Here is an 18,970-nt window from a genome sequence, read left to right as displayed (position 1 = left end):
GAATCCGCCGGGATGTTCACGGTGATCCGCCGCGCGCCCGACGGCGCCCACGGCTCGTACGGCGTTCCGGAAGAACTCGGTGCAGACCGCGAGGTGGTGGCTCGGGGGAGGCCGACACGCTCCGCTCGCCGCCCGGTCACGGCGTGATGCGCAGAGCCGTGCTCACGGTGACCTGGTCGATCTCGGTGGTGCGAATCGTGACGTCCAGGTTCCACGTACCGGCCAAGGGCAGCCTCAGGTCGTAGGTGGCCCAATAGCCCTTCTGATTCTTGAGCTTGGCGTCGAGCGGGCCGATCCCCTGATCGCGTTGGGTGAGGGCGAGCCGTAGCTCGGGGACGCTGGAGATGCCGCCGTCCGGAGTGAACACCACCGCTTCCACCGTGTTCTCGCCGACGTGGCCCGGCGCCAGAGTGATCTGCACCGTGCCCCGGTGGTTCGCCGTCCCCATGTCGAACGGGACGGTGACCACCTTCACCGCCGGTTCCTGCCCGGCGGGTGCCGTAGTGGCGGCGGCGCGGCTCGGCTGGGTACCGGTGAGCAGGGTGGAGAGCACCAGGACGGCGGCGGCGACTGCGGCCTCGACAGCCACGGTGCGGCGCAAGCGGCGCCGGTACTTCTCGGCGTCGAAGGCCGGCGGCTCGATGTCGATGCCGTCGCCGGGCATGCTCCGAGCAGCCGCGACCTTCTTGCCGCCCGGCCCGGATCCCTCCGGCGAACTCGGCCCGCCAACCGTCTGCGGGACACGCACCTGCTCGAGTTCGACGGCGGCCGGCTCCGTCGCGTTCGGCGACGCGTCGCCCACCAGGCGGGCGGTCCACCTTCGGGAGAGAGCTGCCGCGCACAGCACCAGGACCACTGCGGCGACCTTCAGGCAGAGGGTCCTCCCGTACGACGTGGTGGCGAGGGCAGCCCAGGAGCCCACCTGCCGCCAGGACTGGTACACCCCGGTGCCGACCAGAACGACCACGGCGGCGAAGGCCAGCGCCGAGAAGCGACTGACGGCGGAAGCGGGGATCTCACAGCTGTCGGGCCCCCGGTGGCGGAGGGCGCCCGACAGAGTGATCAGACCGCCCAGCCACACGGCCATGGCCACCAGGTGCAGCACGGCGACGGGAATGGCGAGGGGCACCTGGATGCCGGCGGATGCGTGCTCTGCGGCAGCCCAGGTGAGCGCCAAGCCCAGGGCGAGGGCCGCTCCGGCGACGAGCCGGAGACGGACACCGAGTCGTACGGGCGTCTGCCGCAAGAACACGGCGGCGAGCGCGAGCAGTACGAGCCGTGCGGTCAGGGCGATCCCCGATCTCCCCGTGAGCGTTCGGCCGAGCAGGGACGGGTCGAACGCCGACGACAAGGGGCCGCCCGCCTCGTACGGGCCGCGCAGCAGCAACAGGGCCACCGTGGAAGCCACCAGCGCCGCCCAGCCGACGGCCGGCAGTCGGCGCAGCGGACGGATCTCCATCGCGCCCGGCCAGCAGACGAGGACGAACGCCGCAGCTCCGACGAGCAGCGCCAGGCCGCTGTAGGCGACGTAGCGGAAGAAGCCGTACAGGCGGCTGGCCGCCGTGTCGTCCGGGGAGGTCTTCGCCACTACCGCGGTGGTCTCGGACGGCTTTCCGATGGAGAAGGTGAACGCGCCGGAGATCGGGTGACCGTCGGCGGAGACCACCCGCCAGGCCACGGTGTAGGTTCCCTGGGCCAGGTTCCCCTCCAGTGCCACCCGGGCCGTGTTCGCCTGGCCGTCCGCATGTTGCGCCTGGCGCGGGTTCACGCGGTCATTGGCGGGTGACAGTACGCGCAGGGATCCGTCGAGGAAGCTCACCGATTCGGTGAACGTGAGGGTGACCTGCTTCGGCGCTGAGTCGAGGACGGCACCGTCCGCAGGGTCGGAGCCGCTCAGCCCGGCATGCGCGAGGGCAGGGCCGGCCCCGGCGAGCATCAGGGCCCACAGGGCGGCAACAAGCGTCAGCACGGCCGCGGACTTCCTCGTGAGGCTCGATCCGCTGGGCATGAACGGCGGCCTCCGGGGCGGTCGTCATCGGCGGCATCGCCGTCCGCGCCGGTCGCTCGGGGCCGCAGTCGGACGGTGTGGCTCGCCTGAGGTTGCAGAGAACTCCGGCAGGTACGGGGTCCCTGCCGCAGTGCTGGACGATAGCCCCGCCGACCACGGGACAGGACGGGTTGCGCAACTTCCGCTAAAGGCCACCGCCTTGTGCGCGGCCGGTGCTTCCCTCCTGTATGGGTTCGGCCGTCGCGCGGAGCCCGGGCGTCAATGCCGGCCTTTTGCCGGCGGCCGAGGGTGCAAGAAGATGAGGGTGCAAGAAAATGCTGACCTGCATGGGGACGGAAATAATCTGGAACGTCCTGGAACTGCACCGGCCGCAGCCAGGCGGACATCGAGGAGTTCCACGACGCATGGATGACCGGCACCCGCTGTGGCGAGGTCAAGGGCCATGACGGTCGATGCAGCCGGGCGCCGCCGCCGCCGACGGCGGATCGGTACCTGGCCTGCTGTCGGCGTCACGGTAGTCGTCCTCGTTGCCGCCAACCTGGCCGTGCACCGCTGGCCGGGCCTGTGGGGCGTGGTGGCGGCCGTCGTGGTCAGCGGCGTGCTGCTCGGTGTGCTCCGCCGGGCCGGCGGCACCCTCGCGGACGCGGGCCTGGCCCCCGGCACGTACGCCCGCGGTGCCCGTTGGGCGCTGGCCCTGATCGGTCTGGTCGGCGTCGTCTACCTGGCAGGTGCCCTGCTGCCAGCGACCAGGACGCTGTTCGAGGACCGGCGGTACGCCGCGATGGACGGGGGCGAGGTGATGCTCCGCGTCGTCGTGCTGGTCCCCGTCGGCACGGTTCTCATGGAGGAGATCGCCTTCCGCGGCGTGCTCTACGGACTGGTGCGCCGCGCCCGCGGCGCGGTGTGGGCGACCGCCGTGTCGAGCCTGCTGTTCGGCCTGTGGCACGTGCTGCCGTCGCTGCACCTGGCGACCGCGAAACCGGCCCTGACCACGGTCTTCGGCCGATCCGAGCTCGGCGCCGCCCTGGCGGTCGTGGGGGCCGTGCTGTTCACGGCGGCGGCGGGCGTCCTGTTCTGCGAACTGCGCCGCCGCAGCGGCAGTCTGCTGGCTCCGATGGGCCTGCACTGGGCAGTCAACGCGCTCGGCTACCTCGTCGGCTTCCTGCTGCGCTGACTGCGTGGCGGTGGGCTCACTTCGGTGGCGAGACGATGTCCCTCAGCCGGTCCAGGTCCTGCGCGGTGAACCCGTCGGGCCGTATCGCAGCGTTCCAGGCGTAGGCGTACGCCGACTTGTACGTGTGGCCGTGGCCGTCCGGTACGCCCGTGGAGAACGGCAGGTCGGCGGTGACCTGCCAGAAGGTCACGAACGGGATCCAGAACATCGAGCCGAGCACGTCCGAGCCGGGCCGCTCGCCGATCCAGTCGGGTTCGGAGAGGGCCAGCTTGGGGCTCCACCAGACGATCGGATGCGATGGTCTGGGCCGACGGTCCGCTGCCGGTGAATGCCCGGCCCTCCCTGCCCAGCGTGTCCCACGGCACCAGCGAGCCGGGCCCGCCCGAGCGCAGGGTCGACGTGGGCTGGTGTACGCCTTCCGGAGTCTCGGTGTCACGCAGCGAAAAGGCCTCGTTGGCCGCGTTCACGATGCCGCTCAGCAGCAGCCCGGAGAACGCGGCCCACGCCAGACCCGCCACCAGGAGCCAGCCGACCACCCGCGCCGCCCGCGCGCCGATCCAGCGCCCGAGCAGACGGGCCGCCGAGCGGTACAGGCGCCGGATTCCTCGCCCGGCCAGGAGCAGGAGCAGAAGGACGAGTGCGGCGAGAAAGGGGCAGGCGACGGCGGCGAGGGCGTCGTGGTCGCTGACCTCCATGAGTTGGCGGATCTGGTGCTGCCAGTACTGTCCGAGCCCGAACGAGAGGCCGAAGAGCACGATCGCGCTGCCGAGCAGGACCAGCCATGACCTGCGCGAGGGGCTGCGCGCCTCCCGGTCGGCGAATGCGCGCCACACGTGGGCCGCGACCACGCCCAGCCCGTAGCCGATGGCGGCGCTGATGCCGCAGATCAGTCCCTGGAGTACGCCTCCGCGGGGGAGCAGCGACGGGGTGAAGGACAGGCATGCCAGGAGGAGCGCGCCCCAGCAGCCGGGCAGCGTGAGGTGGGGCAGCCAACGGTGCCTGCGCGGTGCCGGCTCCTCCGACGGAGGGACCGGCGGGGGGCATGGGTCATGATGTCCTCCGCGGTCATGCTCCCAAGGCCCGCTCGGTCGTGCCATCCGACGCGGGCGGCCGCGGTCGGCAGGCCGCGCGGGGTCGGCGCTCGTAGCCTGAAGTGGGTGCCCGACCCCTGTCCGGCAGCCCGTGGAGCGGCGGGAGGTTGTCCCATGAACAGGCGTTGGACCGCGCGTCTGGCCCTGGCGACGGGCCTGGCGGCGCTCGTCGTGCTGGTGGTGTTCGGCGGCCTCGCGAGCCTCCTGCTGATGGTGGTGGGCTGGGCAGGACTGGTCCTCACGGCGGCAGGCGTGTGGTGGATGCTGACCCACACCGGCTGGATCAGGGTGCTCGCCGCGCTGCTGGTGGTCGTCGCACCGCTCGCCGTCCTGCTTCTGTACTCGGCCGCCGGGCTGCTGTGGGTCGTGCTGGTCTCGCTCGCCCTGTGGGCGCTGGCCGTTGCCGCGGGCAGCGCCGCTCTTGCCGAGGACGCCTCGAGCATGCCGGAGCGCTCTGCCGTCCGGGCCGAGCGGCCCTTCCTGATCATGAATCCCCGCTCGGGTGGCGGAAAGGTCGAGAAGTTCCGCCTGGCGGAGCGGGCCAGGGCACTGGGAGCCGAGGTCGTCGTGCTGGATCCGGCCCGGCGGCAGGACGTGGCCGAGCTGGCGCGGCAGGCCGTCGAGGGCGGGGCCGACCTGCTGGGCGTCGCAGGCGGCGACGGTACGCAGGCCCTGGTCGCCGCCGTGGCCGTGGAGCACGACATTCCGTTCATGGTGATCAGCGCCGGCACGCGCAACCACTTCGCCATGGATCTGGGCTTGGACCGGCAGGATCCCTCCCGGTGCCTGGAGGCCCTGACCGACGGCGTCGAACTGCGCGTCGACCTCGGCTACATCCATGAGGGAGAACCGGCGGACGAGAACACGGGGCGCGTCTTCGTCAACAGCGCCTCGTTCGGCGTGTACGCGGAGGTCGTGCAGAGTCCGGCCTATCGTGACGACAAGGCCCGCACCATTCTGGAGATGCTGCCGGCTCTGCTGACCCACGACAGCGGCTCGCGGCTGACCGTCCGTGCGGATGCGCTGGTCCTGGACGGCCCCCAGGCCGTGCTGGTGAGCAACAACCCTTATCAGAAGGGTGATTCGGCGGGGCTCGGGCGCCGGGAGCGACTGGACTCAGGTGAGCTGGGGGTGCTCGGCGTCGAGGTCTCGAGCGCCGCCGAAGCGGCGGGGCTGCTGCTGCACGGCAGGCAGGGCCGCGGGCTGACCGCCGTCACCGCCCGTGAGGTCGTCGTCGACGCCGACGCTCCCGCCATCCCGGTCGGTGTCGACGGCGAGGCCCTGGTGCTGTCCACACCCGTGCGCTGCCGTATCGCGTCCGGCGCCCTGCGCGTGCGCGTGCCCCGGCACCGTCCCGGGGTGCCGCGTACCACGCCGCCGATGGACTGGCGCCGGGTGCGGCGGCTGGCGCTGACCATGGGACGGACCGCGGCGGGACGCGGTGCCGCCTGAGCGGCGGCCGTCGGCGCCTTCGGTGTCTCCCATCCGGCGGGCGGTCACATCTCGCCGGTGGGCGCCGGACCGGTGGGCCCGGGTTCGGGCCCGGCGGGCGGTTCGGCGGTGGTGGGGGACGTCCACTGCGCTCCGGTGCGCAGGCGGAAGGCGGCGACGGCGGCCTCCACCGTGGGGAAGAAGTGCCGGGGGTCGATGGTCCGGGTGAGTTCGTACCGCTCGATCTTCCGCCGCACGGGGTCCTTGAGCTCGGCGAACACGAGGTGGATGTCTTCCGCGTTGAGCGCCTCGTCGAGCTCTTCCAGGACGTCGGCGGCGGTCGTGTCCACGTCGGTCATGGGCTCGGCCGCGACCACGATCCAGCTCGGCCGCGGATCCGCTCCGGCCAGCCGCCTGACCTCGTCACGGAAGGCCCTGGCATTGGCGAAGAAGAGCGGGGCGTCGAAGCGGTAGATCACCAGGCCCGGCAGCTGCTCGGCCTGCGGGTAGGAACGGATGTCGTGGTAGCCCTCCAGGCCCTGCACCCGCCCCAGTACGGTGTCGTACGGCCACCAGGCCCGCCGGAAGACGTTGAGGACCGACAGGCCCACGGCGATGGCGATCCCGGGCAGCACGCCGAGCAGGGCCACGCCGGCGAAGGCCGCGAAGCACAGCAGGAACTCCGCCCGGCCCTGCCGCCACAGCCGTACGGCTCCCGGTACGTCGGTCAGGGACAGCGACGCGGTGATGACCACGGCGGCCAGGGCCGGCTGGGGGAGGTTGCGGAACAGGCCCGGAGCCAGCACGAGCATGAGGACGATGAGCACGGCTCCGACGACCCCGGTGAGCTGGCTCCTGGCCCCCGCGCGCTCCGCCACTGCCGTCCGGGACCCGCTGGTGCTGACGGGGAAGCCCTGGAAGAGGGCGGCCGCCAGGTTGGCCGCACCGACGCCCGCCATCTCCTGGTTGCCGCGGACCTCCTGCCCCGTACGGGCTGCGAAGGCGGACGCGTTGGAGATCGTGTCGGCCAGGGACACCAGGGCGATGCCCAGCGCACCGCCGAGCAGCGGCGCGAGGTCGGCGAGCCGCACGTCGGGGATCGTGAACGGCGGGAAGCCCTCGGGCAGGACCCCGACCAGGCCGACGCCGTGCTCGTCCAGGTCGAAGGCGGCTGCCGCGGCGATCGCCAGGACCACCATCACGAGCACCGCGGGGACCTTCGGCAGGAAGCGCTGCAGGACCAGGATCAGGGCGATCCCGCCGAGGCCCACGGCGGCGGCGGCCGGCACCGTCGCCCCGTCGGCGATCTTCTGCACGAGACCGGCACACTCGCCGATCAGGTTGTCCGCCTCGACCTTGAAGCCGAGCAGCTTGGGCAGCTGACCGATCAGGATGGTCAGGGCCAGGCCGTTCATGTAGCCGATCATCGTCGGTTTGGATACCAGGTCGGCGATGAAGCCGAGCTTCGCCACCGAGGCCAGGATCATGATGGCCGCCACCATGACCGCGAGCATCGACGCCAGTGCGACGGCCCGGTCGGGATCCCCGCCGGCGGCCACCAGGGGCAGCACCGTGGCGGCGATCATCGGCCCGAGCGAGGAATCCGGGCCCAGCACCAGGATCCGGGACGGGCCGAACACGGCGTATCCGAGCATGCAGAGGATCGTCGTGTACAGGCCGGTGATGGCCGGCAGGCCCGCCAGCTCCGCGTACGCCATGCCCTGCGGTACCAGCAGCGTGGTCAGGACGATTCCCGCGACCAGGTCCTTGGCGAGCCACTCGCGCCGGTAGGTCGAGGCCGCGCGGATGCCGGGAACCGCCCGGAAGCGGGAGAGCACCCCGTGGCCGTCGCGCCGGGTGGTCACGGGCATGCCTTCCTCAGGCGGCCTTCGACCGGCGGGCCACGAGCTTGCCCAGTTCCCATACGAGCAGGAGCGCGACGGCGGCCAGCAGCGCCCAGCCGAACTGCCGCGCGTCGATGTCGGTCGTCCCGAGGATGCGCTGGAAGCCGTCCATCTGGGTCACCAGCACCGAGAGCACGAACTGGGCCAGGGCGACCCAGTTCATCTGCTTGCTGTCGAACGTCGAGGTCGTGAGCACGGATTGCGTCTCGCTGCGGCATTCGAAGGCGGCGACGATCAGACAGAGCGAGAAGGCCGTGAACGCGATCGACTGGCCCGTCGCGACGCTGTCGTAGCGCGTCCGGCCGAGCTGGATCAGTCCGAGCAGGAGGACGGTGATCGCCAGCCCGCCCAGTCCGACCGTGATGAGTACGGGCCGCGTGAGCACCGATTCCCCGCGCGGACGCGGCCTGCGCCGCATGAGCCCGGCGCTCTCCCGGTCGAAGCCGAGCGCGAAGCCGAAGGAGGCGTTGACGACGAAGTGGATCCACAGAACCTGCGGCGGGGTGAAGGGCTCACCGGCGGCGATGTTGAAGACCGTCGCGCCCAGGAACGTCAACACGAACGTGACCAGCAGGAGCAGTACGAACCGGATGTACTTGGTGAGGTTGTCGTAGATCGTCCGGCCCTGCTCGACGGCGTAGACGATGGTGGCGAAGTTGTCGTCGGAGAGGATCATGCGTCCGGCGTTCTTCGCCACGTCCGTGCCGCTGCCCATGGCGATCCCGATGTCGGCGGCCTTGATGGCGGGAGCGTCGTTGACGCCGTCCCCGGTCATCGCCACGACCTCGCCCTTCTTCTTGAGCGTGTTCGCGAGCAGTACCTTGTGCTCCGGCGCGACCCGCCCCACCACGCCGATCCCCTCGATGCGGGAGAGCTGCTCGTCCTCGCTCATGGCGGCGAAGTCGGCGCCGAGGACGGCCTCGCCGGGGATGCCGATCTGCCGGGCGATCGCCGCCCCGGTGGTGACGTCGTCCCCGGTCACCAGACGGACCCGGATGTGCGCCGCCTGTGCGTCGGCCACCGCGGCCTTGGCCTCCTCACGGGGCGGATCGACCATGCCGACGAGACTGGTCATCCGCAGATCGGTGACGTACGAGAGCAGGTCGCCGTCCGGATCGAAGCCGGCCGGGTCCAGGTCACGGCCGGCCGCGGCCATCACGCGGCGGCCCTCGCCGCCCATCCGCTCGCTCGCCGCCTCGGCCCGGCCGAGCAGTTCGGCGTCCCACGGCACGGTTTCGCCCGCCGCGAGCGCGGTGGCGGCCCGCGCCATCACCGCCGGGGCCGCTCCTTTGACGAAGCAGCGTACGACCTGCCGCCCGGAGGCGTCGGCCGCCGAGTGGAAGGTGGCCATCAGCTTGTACTCGGGGTCGAACGGGAGGGTGGCGAGCCGGGGAAGGGCGTCCCTGGTGGCGTCGGTGTCCAGGCTGGCCTTGTGCGCGAGCACCAGAAGCGCGCCCTCGGTGGGGTCGCCCACCACCTCGCCGCCCACCAGCTTGGCGTCGCTGGCCACCACGTACGGGAGGATCGCGTCCTCGATCTCCGCGGCGGACCGGGCGGACCCGGCGGCGTGGTGGATCTTCCCTTCGAGTCCGTAGCCCGTGCCCGACACGGTGTACCGGTCGGTGGGGCTCAGCACTTCGACGGCGGTCATCTGGTTCATCGTCAGGGTGCCGGTCTTGTCCGAGTTGATCGCCGACGTGAACGCGAGCGTCTCGACCGAGGGCAGTTCCTTCACGATGGCGTGCCGCTTCGCCAGGTTCAGGCTTCCGACGGAAAGGATCGCCTGGGTCACGGTCGGCAGGGCCTCGGGGATGGCGGCGATGGCCAGCGAGACCGCGCTGACGAACAGGACGTCCCAGGCCTGGTCCCTTTGCCGTCCCAGGGCGAACATCACGATCATGGTGAGGCCCGCCGCGCCCGTGATCCACAGGGTCAGCCGGTCGAGCTCCTTGGTGAGCGGCGGCACCTCCTTCTCGGTGGCCGACAGCATTCCGGAGATCTTGCCGAGCTCGGTGTCCGAGCCGGTCGCGGTGACGATCATGACGCCGCTGCCGTGGGTGACCGGCGTGTTCATGAACGCCGTATTGGTCTGGTCGCCCGGCGACAGCCGGCTGCCGGCCAGCGGGCCGGTGTCCTTCGCGGCGGGAACGCTCTCACCGGTGAGCGCCGACTCGTCGATCTGCAGGGCGCTGGCCTCGATGAGACGTCCGTCCGCCGGCACCTGGTCCCCGGCGGAGATGAGCACGACATCGCCGTCGACGAGCCGTTCGGCGGGGATCTCGGCCTCCGTGCCGTCCCTGCGCACCCGCGCCGTCGCCTTCATCATCGACTTCAGCGCGTTCATGGCGCTCTCGGCCTTGCCCTCCTGTCGCAGGCCCACGACCGCGTTCAGCAGCGTCAGGGCGACCAGCAGGATCGCGGTGGTCCACTCCTGGATGACCAGCGAGACGATCGCCGCGGCCACGAGGACGATCTGCATGTAACTGCGGTACTGCGCGAGGAACCGGCGCCACGCCGGAGTCCGCTCCTCCTCGGGCAGCGCGTTCGGGCCGTGCGCGGTCAGGAGTTCCGCGGCCCGCGCCGTGGACAGGCCGACCGCAGGATCGACACCGAACGCCGCCACGACCTGCGCGGGAGAGCGCGTGTACCAGCCGTCCCCGGCAGCCCGGGGCTGTTCTGCCACGGAATCCGACCGCACCGTCATGGTTGTGCCTCCGATCCGGGGCCGCGGACTCATCCGGGCCGGTCGCGCGCCGTACGAGGGTCGCTAGCCGCGCTTCCTTCTCCGCTTCTTCCCGTGACCGTGACCGTGACCGTGACCGTGCCCGTGGGCCTTGGACGCCGACGGGTGCTGAGCGGCGTAGGGATCGGCCGGGGCCCCGGCAGGGGCCTCCCGCTCCAGCCCCCGTTTGGTGACGAGGAGATCCTTGCGGGCCTGCTCCCCCACATCGGGGTACTGCGGATCGATCTCCATCAGGGTGTGCGCGAGGACCGCCGCCGCGCAGATCCGCGCGAACCACTTCCGGTCCGCCGGTACGACGTACCACGGGGCCCAGCGGGTACTCGTGGCGGACAGCATCTCGGAGAACGCGTGCTGGTACTCGTCCCACCGGCGCCGTTCCCGGACATCGGCGGCGGAGAACTTCCAGTTCTTCTCCGGCAGGTCGATCCGCTTCAGGAAGCGGGTGCGCTGTTCCTCTTTCGACAGGTTCAGGAAGATCTTCACCACCTTGAACCCGTTGTCCGTGAGATAGCGCTCCCAGCGGTTGATCTCCCGGTAGCGCCGCTCCCATATGCCCGCGCCGAGCCCGTGCTCGGGGAGCTTCTGCCGGAGGAGGATCTCGGGGTGGACCCGTACGACGAGGACCTCCTCGTAGTGCGAGCGGTTGAAGATGGCGATCTCGCCGCGCGAGGGCAGCCGCTGGGCGTAACGCCACAGGTAGTCGTGGTCGAGTTCCTCGGAGGACGGCACCTTGAAGCTGCTGACCCGTACGCCCTGGGGGTTGACGCCGCTCATGACGTGGCGGATCGTCCCGTCCTTGCCCCCGGCGTCGAGTGCCTGGAGACAGAGCACCACCCCGTACGTGTCCTGGGCGGCCAGCCGCTCCTGGTACTCGGCGAGCAATGACACCCCGGTCTGCAGCAGCTCGACTCCGTCCCGCTTCTTCATGCCGGCCTTGTAGCGGGGGTCGAAGTCCCGCTCCAGGTGCACCTTCGACCCCGGTCGCACCCGTAGCGGCTCGATGAAATCCGCGATGCGTTCGGCTCTCTCGTCCGACATCAGCCGTCACCTCACCTGAGGGTGTCCGTCGTGGTCATTCTCTGCTCGGCCGGGCATGATCGCCCTCCAGGCGCGGTTTTCTGGGAAGGAGTACCGAGGCGGTGAGTCCGGCGAGTCCGATCACGGCCAGTGTGATCATCGCGGCGGCGTAGGCACCGCTGGTCAGGCCGGCGACGAGGATGGTGCCGGCGACTGCCGTGCCGAGGGAGGAGCCGAGGTTCGACACGCTGCGGGAGAGGCCGGATATCTCGCCTTGCCGCTCTTCGGGGAAGCTCGACTGGACGACGTTGACCGAGGGGGTCAGCATCACGCCGAGACCCAGTCCGATCAGCAGGAGTCCGGGGGTGAGGGCCCACGGGTTCGGGGAGCCGCCGGCCATCGCGATCAGGACGACGATGCCGGCGATGGTGACGATGAAGCCGGTGATGATGAGGGTCCGCTGGGGCCGCCGCTCGGCGAGCCGTTCGGCGGCGAGCGACGACGCGAGCAGGCCGACCGTGGCGGCCGTGAAGATGACGCCGGTCTGGATGGCGTCGTAGCCGCGCACGACCTGGAGGTACGTCGCGACGGTGAACGAGGAACCCATCAGCAGCAGCCACTGGACGTTCTGCGTGACGAGGCCCAGGTTGGAGGTGCGGTCGCGGAACAGGCTGGTGGACAGCAGAGGTTCCTTGCCGGCCCGTTCCTTGGCCCGTACGGACCGGAAGAACAAGAAGAGCACGAGGGCGCCCGCGGCGAGCAGGCCGATCATGAGCCAGACGTTGTTGTCGGCCGCGAGGATGCCCATGACGACGAGGATGAGGCCGGCGGCCGAAAGGACCGCTCCGGTGGTGTCGAAGGTGCGCGTCGGGTCGGCCGGCAGCGGGTCCTCGAGGTTCCGGCTCAGCACGATGATCACGACGATGACCAGGGCCTGGAACACGAAGGCCGCACGCCAGCTCAGCCACGAGGTGATGAGCCCGCCGATCAGCGGCCCGGCGGCGGCGCCGATGCCGCCCAGCGCCATGATGACGCCGAAGGCGCGGGCCCGGGAGGTCAGGTCCGTGAAGATGAGCGTGGTGAGGATGTAGACGGGCGGGATGAGCAGCGCCGTTCCGACGCCTTCCAGGATCGAGTTCCCGAGGATCAGTACGCCCAGACCCGGGGCGGCGGCGCTCATCAGGGCGCCGACGCCGTAGACGACGAGGCCGACCAGGAAACAGCGCTTGCGGCCGTAGCGGTCGGTCAGCTTGCCGCCGGGGATCATCAGCGCGGCCATGACCAGGAGGAAGATCGTGATGGCGATCTGCACTCCCTGGACGGTGGTGTCCAGGTCCTCGCTGATGTCGTTGATCATCACGTTCATGTTGGACCCGGCGAAGCTGCAGATGAACTGCGCGAGCGCCAGCGGGGCGAGGATGCGCCGCTGTGCGCTCGACGGCCGCTGCGGGGTTCGTGTGCCGGCCACCGGTATCACCTCCGCACGTCGGTCCGCCGGCCACCGGTCGACCGTGCCTCCGGAGGACACCCACGCTCCAGAGTGCGCCGCATCAGGGCCCGGCGCATGCCGGAGCAGGAAGGGCGTCGGCGATCGGGCGGACTGCGCTACCGTCCGCGCGGGCGGGTGGGGCGGCGGCGGGAGATACGGGGCCTGCGGGCGGACGGGGCCGGTGGGGCCAGGGAGAACGTCACGGTGATGTGCGCGCCTCCCAGGGCGCCGCGGCCGATGCGCATGGAGCCGCCCGTGGCGCTCGCGGCCCGTTGAGCGATGTCGAGACCAAGCCCCGTGGAACCGGTGCTGCTCCCGCGGGAGAGGGCCCGGTCCGGGTCGGGGATGCCCGGTCCGCCGTCCTCCACCACCAGCTCCACGGCCTGTGCCGTGCGTACGACGCGGACGGCGAACGGGGTCCCGGGCGCGGTGTGGCGGAAGATGTTGCCGATCAGCGCGTCCACCACGGCGGCGATGTCGTCGTCGGAGAGGCCGATGGCCGTGGGTTCCTGGGTGAGGTCGAGGGAGCAGGAGCGGTTCTGCTGCTCGGCCAGGACCGTCCAGAAGGCGGTGCGGCGCCGGACGACGTCGGCCGTCTCGCAGCGGGGGCCGGACGCCCCCGCGCCGACGGCGCGACGGTCTCCGGGCGGTTCCGTGCCGAGCAGGCCCTGGGCCATCGGGCCCACGGCGAGCGGGGTGCGCGCTGCCGCGATGATGGCCCGGAGTTCGGCCTCCAGTTCACCGACCGCCGCCTCCACCCTGTCCGACTCCGGTGTGCCGGCCATGCGCTCGGACGCCAGGTGCAGGGCGGTCAGCGGGGTGCGCAGCCGGTGGGACAGGTCGGCGACGAGTTCGCGTTCGACGGCGAGCAGCTCCGTCATCCGGTGGGCCATCGCGTTGAAGGCGACGCCCGCGTCGCGCAGTTCCCTGGGACCCATGGGGTCCACGCGGGTGTCCAGGTCGCCCTGGCCGAGGGCGCGCGATGCCCGCGCGAGCGTCTTCGAGGACCTGACGACCTTGGCGCCGAGGCGGTCGGCGACCAGTACGGAACCGCCGACCAGTCCCACGGCGAGGAAGGCCATGACCGCCCACGACTCCTTGACCCCGCGGGTCAGTTCCGCCTCGGGGACGAAGTTCTCGATGACGGCGACCCGGTCGCCGGGGAGCACCACCGGCTGAAGGCATATCCAGCCGCCCGGGATCGCCTGGGAGATGGACTCACGTGCCTGCTGGGCCCGTTCGAGCAGGTTCGCGGGGGCCTTCGAGCTGCCGAGGGGCCCCGCGTCCGGCAGATGCACGACCAGGTGCTCGGACGCGTCCAGGCTCGCGGCGGACTCCTGCAGGGCGGAGGGATCCGTGGTCAGGGTGAGGACGGGGGCCAGGGCGGCGGCACGCTGCTGGGCCGCGGTGACGCCCTGCTCCTTGACGAGCGACATCACCAGTGCGGCCAGCGGTATGAGGAAGGAGAGGGCGACCATGGAGGTCACGGCGAGCGCCACTCCGGCCAGCGAGCGTCTCAACGCGGTGCCACCAGCTTGATGCCGACGCCCCGGACGGTCAGCAGGTAGCGCGGGGCCGCCGCACGTTCGCCGAGCTTGCGGCGCAGGGACGACAGGTGCACGTCGACGGTCTGGTCGTCCACGTACGGCTCGCGCCAGACCTCGGTCAGCAGCCGGCGTTTGGAGACGACCTGGCCGCAGTGGTGGGCGAGGAACGCCAGGAGGTCGAACTCCCGGCGGGTGAGACGGAGCTCCTGGCCCGCCAGGTACGCGGTGCGCGCGCCCGGGTCCACCGCCAGCTCGCCCACGGTGGTGGGGCGCAGCGGCTCGGTCGCCGCCGCCACCGGTGCACCCGCCGGGGGGACGTGGCTGGTGCGCCGCAGGACGGCGGAGAGGCGCGCGATGAGCTGCCCCCCGGAGAAGGGCTTGACCAGGTAGTCGTCTGCGCCCGCGTTGAGGAGCTTGATGATCTCCCTCTCGTCGTCGCGGGCGGTGGCCACCAGTACGGGTACGGAGGAAATGCCCCGGATCATGCGCAGGGCGTCGCCTCCGTCCAGATCGGGCAGTCCCAGGTCGAGGACCACGGCGTCGACGGGGGCCTGGGTGACCTCTCGCAGCGCGCCGAACCCGTCGGCAGCGCTGCGTACGGCATACCCGTGCTCCGTCAGGACCTCGATCAGTGACTGGCGGATGCTGGGGTCGTCTTCCACGATCAGGACGCTCGGCATGGGGACACCTTAGGGGGCGTCGAACGCCGGGCCGTCGCCGGTGACGCGCAGGTGCACGGGGTGGTCGGACACCGGGATGGTGCAGCCGTCCTGTGTGCTGCAACTCGCATAGCCGAGGAGTACCGTCGCCTCGCCGTCGGTATCGGCGCGGACGGGCAGGGTGGCGGTGACCGGGCCGTCCGGGTAGACGGGGACCGGGGCGTCGACACCGGGCACGCTGATCGACCGTACGTCCGCCGCTGCCGTCAGCTTGCCCTGTGCCTTCAGGGTCCCGGTGACGGCCATCGCGGTCGGCCTGCCCACGCCCTCGATGCCGGTGGGCGGCAGATCGGTGCTGTAGAGGTGGAACCCCTTGGCCTCGGGCGTGAAGACCGCGGTCAGGGTGCCCTGCGAGGCGTGCCAGTCGGACACCGAGAGGGTGACGGTGACCCCGTTCTCGGTGAAGCGCGTCGTGCGCGTCGCGGGTGGCGGGGAGCCGCCGGTGTCCTTGGCGGGCTGCCCGCCGCAGGCCGCGAGTGCGGCAAGGGAGACGAAGGAGAGCAGGGCGGCCGCGACAGGGGCGATCCGGGAAGGCCTTGTATGCGTGGAAAGGTTCATATGCGCCTCTGTGTCACGTGTCGGGGAGAGAAGGGGGCTTTGGCCCTGGGGGCGAACAGCGGCCCTAGAAGGCGGTGGTGGAGTTCGCGCTCCACAACTGCATGCGGTACACCAGGTCGTTCCACACGCCGGTGGCCAGCAGCACGCCGACGAGTACGAGCATGCCTCCGCCGAGCCGCAGGACCGCCGGGTAGTGGCGTTTGACCAGGCCGAAGGCGCCCAGTGCCCGCCGGAAGGCCAGCGCGGCCAGGATGAACGGCAGACCCAGCCCGAGGCAGTAGGCGGCCATCAGCAGGGCTCCGCGGGCCGCGCTCGCCTCGGTCCAGGCCAGCGCCTGGACGGCGGCCAGAGTCGGGCCGATGCACGGGGTCCAGCCGACCGCGAACACCGCACCGAGCAGAGGCGCCCCGGCGAGCCCCAGCGCGGGACGCCGGTGGCTGCGGAACTCCCGCTGTGCGAAGCCCGGCAGGAACCCCATGAAGGACAGCCCCATGAGCACGGTGAAGACCCCGAGCACCTGGGTGACCGCCTCCTGGTGGGCCACGAAGAGACGGCCGGCATGGCCGAACAGGGCGCCTCCGGAGACGAGGACCGCCGTGAAGCCCAGGACGAACAGCAGCGCCCCCGCCGCCATCCGGCTGCGGCGCCCGCCGTGCGCGTCCGCGAGGTCGGCGACCGACAGACTGGTCACGTAGCTGAGGTAGCCCGGTACGAGCGGCAGCACGCAGGGCGAGAGGAAGGAGACGAGCCCCGCGGCGAACGCCACGGGAGCTGCGATCGCAAGGGTTCCGTTCACGAGCGAAGGGGCGTCCGCGGCGGCGAGCGCCCAGTCCGTGGCCGTCGTCATGACTCCTCCTCCACCACGCGCGTGAGCAGGGGCCGCAGCTGTTCCTCTGTGACGGGGCCCCCGATGCCGACGGCGATGCGTCCGCGGCGGTCGATGACGAGGGTCGAGGGAATCGCCTGCGGGTTGAGCAGCGCGGGAGAGAAGCGGAGCAGGAGTTCGCCGGTGGGGTCGTGGAGGCTGGGAAAGCTCAGGCCGTGCGCCCGGACGAAGGACCGGGCCGCGGCCCGGTCCCGGTCCCGGGTGTTGATGCCGACGAACCGGACCCCCTCGTCCCGGGTCTGCCGGCTGAGCCGCTCCAGGTCGTCGGCCTCCGCCCGGCAGGGGCCGCACCAGGAACCCCAGACGTTGAGGACGACGACCTGGCCCCGGAAGTCGGTGAGGCCGACAGGCTGTCCGTCCAGGTCGTCACCGGCCAGTGCGGGCGCCTCCTGCCGGGCACCGGGATCCACGACCGTCGCCCCGGCCGCGGCCCGGACGGCGCTCACCCGCCCGTCCGGCGCCCCGGAGTCCGTACCGCCGACGGCGAGGACACCGCCGACCGCGACCGCGAGGCCGGCCCCGGCGAGGACGACGGCGGATAGCCGCCCATGCCCCGCGACCTGCGGGGCGGGTCGTCTCACGACGCCCACTTGCGCAGGAAGGAGTTGATGCCCTCCGAGGTCAGGGACGGATTGCCGGTGACGTGGGTATCGGTGCGCACCGCGCCGGACGGGGAGACCACGACCAGTACGGGCATCGTGTAGGTCCCGCCCGAGGGGCTGTACTTGCGCAGCAGCGCGGAATTGGCGGAGCTGTTGCCGCCGATGTCCACCTTGACGAGGTGGTACGAGGCCCCCAGGATCGCGGCCGTCTGCGACTGGCCGAACACCTTGTCGGCGGCCTTGCAGTTGCCGCACCAGTTCGCGCCGAAGTCGAGCAGCACCGTCCGCCCGTCCGACTTGGCCGCGCGCAGCGCCGCGTCGATCTGCTTCTGGGCATCGGCCGAACTGTCGTAGCCGGGACCGGGTATCCGGGCCGGTTCGGGCGCGGTGGACGTACGGGGCGGCTTGGCGGGCGTCCCGGCGGGGGCGGCGGAACCGCTCCGGGCGCTCGAGGGAGTCGGCGAGGAGCCGGGCACGGCGGTGGCGGACGCGGTCGGCGAGGCCGACGCGGTCGGCGACGCCTCGGGGGACCCGGTCGCGGACTCCGTCCCCGAGAGGAGGGCCTGCGAGGACTGTCCGGGCGCGGACGGCGCCGCGGATCCGGCGGGCTGGGAGGACGGCCCGCAGGCGGCGGTCAGGCCCGCCGCGACCACGGCCGCGGCAACCAGCGGCAGCCGCGTCCCCAGGGGCGCGGGGGAGCGGCGCGGGGTCGTACGGCGGTCGGCAGGGACGGGTCGGAGCATGTGAGGACGCATGGCGAGGACACCCCAAGGCACGGTTCGGACTGCGGGAGGGCAGAGTGCCCCCTCGGCTCGGTGAAGCCGGCGGCCCGACGGTCCGCCGGGGTGTCACGCCCCGGCGCCGAAGGCCGCTCGGCTGACGCGAGCATAGGACCGCTGCGGGCGGCCGGAAACGTATCGGCGTGATCTTGAGGTTGCCCTAAGGTGCCCTAAGGAACAGCTCACCTTCCGCTTTGCCGGAACCCGGTCCATCAGCCCGTACAACGTGGTGAATTACGCGAAAGGGACCAGAACGGTCCAGTGGTGCGGACCGGCCGGGACGGCTGAGGAGACCGGGCCTCAGAACGACGACTCGCGGACGGTGGCCTTCGCCCCCGGGTCGACCGTCGCCGTGATGACCGATCGGTGGTCGGCGCTGGTGAACGTGACCGTGAGGGTGTCGTCCGCGGTCTGCGAGGTGGTGGCCTTGAAGCCGAGGGCGGGGATCGCGGAGATGAGGCACACGCCCCGGCTCCCGTACCGCACGGTGGCCTTGCCGCCCTGCGAGGGGACGGTGTGCAGGCCCGCGCCGTCCTCGCAGTCGACGGCGGGTTTCGGCGCGGTGGGCCGGGGGGTCTTCGACGAGGCCTTGGCGGGGGTGGGGGCCGCGGAGGAAGGGGAGGGCCGCGGCGACACCGTGGGCGAGGGGCTCGTGGACGCGGTCGGGGACGGCGTGCTCTGGCTCGCTTGCCAGGCCGGCGGCGTTTCGATGACCGTCGGGGCGGACCGCGCGACCGGGGGCGTGTGCCTGGTCGTGCCGACCACGAACTGGACCGTGACGAGTACGGCAGTCACGCTGGTGGCCGTGCACGACAGCCATATGAACAGGTAGCGCGGAATTCGAGGCACGGCCCCATAGTGGCCGACGCTCCGGCCGGCCTGTCACCCCTCCCCCCCCGGAGGAGCGGCCGGGAGACGCACCCTCGCGGGGCAACGCCGACGTCCTCCGCACCCGCGTACGGGGTCGGAGGACGTGGACGCCCGCTCGGCGGCCGGTGGGGGGTTCGTTCGTTCGGCGCCGG

The 18,970-nt window shown here is 71.7% G+C and carries 15 protein-coding genes and 1 pseudogene; 2 read left to right on the top strand and 14 right to left on the bottom strand.

The genetic code is table 11. The annotated features are described in order from the left end of the window. Positions 1-136: 136 nt before the first annotated feature. Positions 137-1,969: a copper resistance CopC/CopD family protein gene (locus OHT74_RS05910; RefSeq protein WP_328619593.1), complete on the bottom strand. Its 1,833-nt coding sequence runs from the start codon at positions 1,967-1,969 to the stop codon at positions 137-139. A gap of 481 nt (positions 1,970-2,450) precedes the next feature. Between OHT74_RS05910 and OHT74_RS05905 the strand changes: the two genes are divergently transcribed. After that, positions 2,451-3,182 carry a CPBP family intramembrane glutamic endopeptidase gene (locus tag OHT74_RS05905; RefSeq protein ID WP_328619592.1) on the top strand — a complete coding sequence of 244 codons (732 nt, stop codon included), beginning with the start codon at positions 2,451-2,453 and terminating at the stop codon, positions 3,180-3,182. Between the two features lie 16 nt (positions 3,183-3,198). On the opposite strand, the gene OHT74_RS05900 is transcribed toward OHT74_RS05905, so the two are convergent. Both OHT74_RS05900 and OHT74_RS05895 read right to left on the bottom strand, forming a co-directional pair. Then, entirely contained in the window at positions 3,199-3,618 is a 420-nt protein-coding gene (locus OHT74_RS05900; RefSeq protein WP_328619591.1) for an alpha/beta-hydrolase family protein, read from the bottom strand. Continuing rightward, positions 3,554-4,279 (bottom strand): annotated as a pseudogene (locus OHT74_RS05895) (alpha/beta-hydrolase N-terminal domain-containing protein); the annotation flags it as partial. The pseudogene OHT74_RS05895 and the gene OHT74_RS05900, both read right to left, overlap by 65 nt. Positions 4,280-4,387: 108 nt before the next feature. Between OHT74_RS05895 and OHT74_RS05890 the strand changes: the two are divergent. Beyond that, complete coding sequence (locus OHT74_RS05890) at positions 4,388-5,725, top strand: diacylglycerol/lipid kinase family protein (protein WP_266661343.1); 1,338 nt, start codon at positions 4,388-4,390, stop codon at positions 5,723-5,725. A 44-nt stretch (positions 5,726-5,769) separates the two neighbouring features. Here OHT74_RS05890 and OHT74_RS05885 read toward each other — a convergent pair whose 3' ends face one another. The 11 genes from OHT74_RS05885 to OHT74_RS05835 all read right to left on the bottom strand — a co-directional run bounded on the left by OHT74_RS05885 (position 5,770) and on the right by OHT74_RS05835 (position 18,797). Then, positions 5,770-7,575, bottom strand: coding sequence for a SulP family inorganic anion transporter (locus OHT74_RS05885; RefSeq protein WP_328619590.1), 1,806 nt, complete (start codon positions 7,573-7,575; stop codon positions 5,770-5,772). A 7-nt stretch (positions 7,576-7,582) separates the two neighbouring features. Further along, positions 7,583-10,312, bottom strand: coding sequence for a cation-translocating P-type ATPase (locus OHT74_RS05880; RefSeq protein WP_328619589.1), 2,730 nt, complete (start codon positions 10,310-10,312; stop codon positions 7,583-7,585). A gap of 63 nt (positions 10,313-10,375) precedes the next feature. Then, positions 10,376-11,389 carry a polyphosphate kinase 2 family protein gene (locus OHT74_RS05875; RefSeq protein ID WP_328619588.1) on the bottom strand — a complete coding sequence of 338 codons (1,014 nt, stop codon included), beginning with the start codon at positions 11,387-11,389 and terminating at the stop codon, positions 10,376-10,378. A 34-nt stretch (positions 11,390-11,423) separates the two neighbouring features. Then, positions 11,424-12,836: an MFS transporter gene (locus OHT74_RS05870; protein ID WP_328619587.1), complete on the bottom strand. Its 1,413-nt coding sequence runs from the start codon at positions 12,834-12,836 to the stop codon at positions 11,424-11,426. 137 nt (positions 12,837-12,973) lie between these two features. After that, on the bottom strand, positions 12,974-14,377 hold the full coding sequence (locus OHT74_RS05865; RefSeq protein ID WP_328619586.1) for a HAMP domain-containing sensor histidine kinase: 1,404 nt from the start codon (positions 14,375-14,377) through the stop codon (positions 12,974-12,976). Next, on the bottom strand, positions 14,374-15,084 hold the full coding sequence (locus tag OHT74_RS05860) for a response regulator transcription factor (RefSeq protein ID WP_328619585.1): 711 nt from the start codon (positions 15,082-15,084) through the stop codon (positions 14,374-14,376). Before OHT74_RS05860 ends, OHT74_RS05865 begins: the two co-directional genes overlap by 4 nt. Positions 15,085-15,093: 9 nt before the next feature. Next, positions 15,094-15,681: a hypothetical protein gene (locus OHT74_RS05855; RefSeq protein ID WP_328619584.1), complete on the bottom strand. Its 588-nt coding sequence runs from the start codon at positions 15,679-15,681 to the stop codon at positions 15,094-15,096. Positions 15,682-15,745: 64 nt separating this feature from the next. Further along, positions 15,746-16,528, bottom strand: a complete 783-nt coding sequence (locus tag OHT74_RS05850; protein ID WP_266661328.1) for a cytochrome c biogenesis CcdA family protein — start codon at positions 16,526-16,528, stop codon at positions 15,746-15,748. Then, the gene (locus OHT74_RS05845; protein WP_328619583.1) at positions 16,525-17,148 is read right to left on the bottom strand and encodes a TlpA family protein disulfide reductase; all 624 of its coding nucleotides are present in this window, start codon (positions 17,146-17,148) and stop codon (positions 16,525-16,527) included. The genes OHT74_RS05850 and OHT74_RS05845 overlap by 4 nt, the downstream gene beginning before the upstream one ends. Further along, positions 17,145-17,912, bottom strand: a complete 768-nt coding sequence (locus OHT74_RS05840; protein WP_328619582.1) for a thioredoxin family protein — start codon at positions 17,910-17,912, stop codon at positions 17,145-17,147. The genes OHT74_RS05845 and OHT74_RS05840 overlap by 4 nt, the downstream gene beginning before the upstream one ends. Positions 17,913-18,248: 336 nt before the next feature. Beyond that, positions 18,249-18,797, bottom strand: coding sequence for a hypothetical protein (locus OHT74_RS05835; RefSeq protein WP_328619581.1), 549 nt, complete (start codon positions 18,795-18,797; stop codon positions 18,249-18,251). Between the last annotated feature and the right edge of the window lie 173 nt (positions 18,798-18,970).

Source organism: Streptomyces sp. NBC_00354 (genome assembly GCF_036106915.1).
Taxonomy (GTDB): domain Bacteria; phylum Actinomycetota; class Actinomycetes; order Streptomycetales; family Streptomycetaceae; genus Streptomyces.
This window is presented reverse-complemented; position numbering and strand designations above follow the sequence as displayed.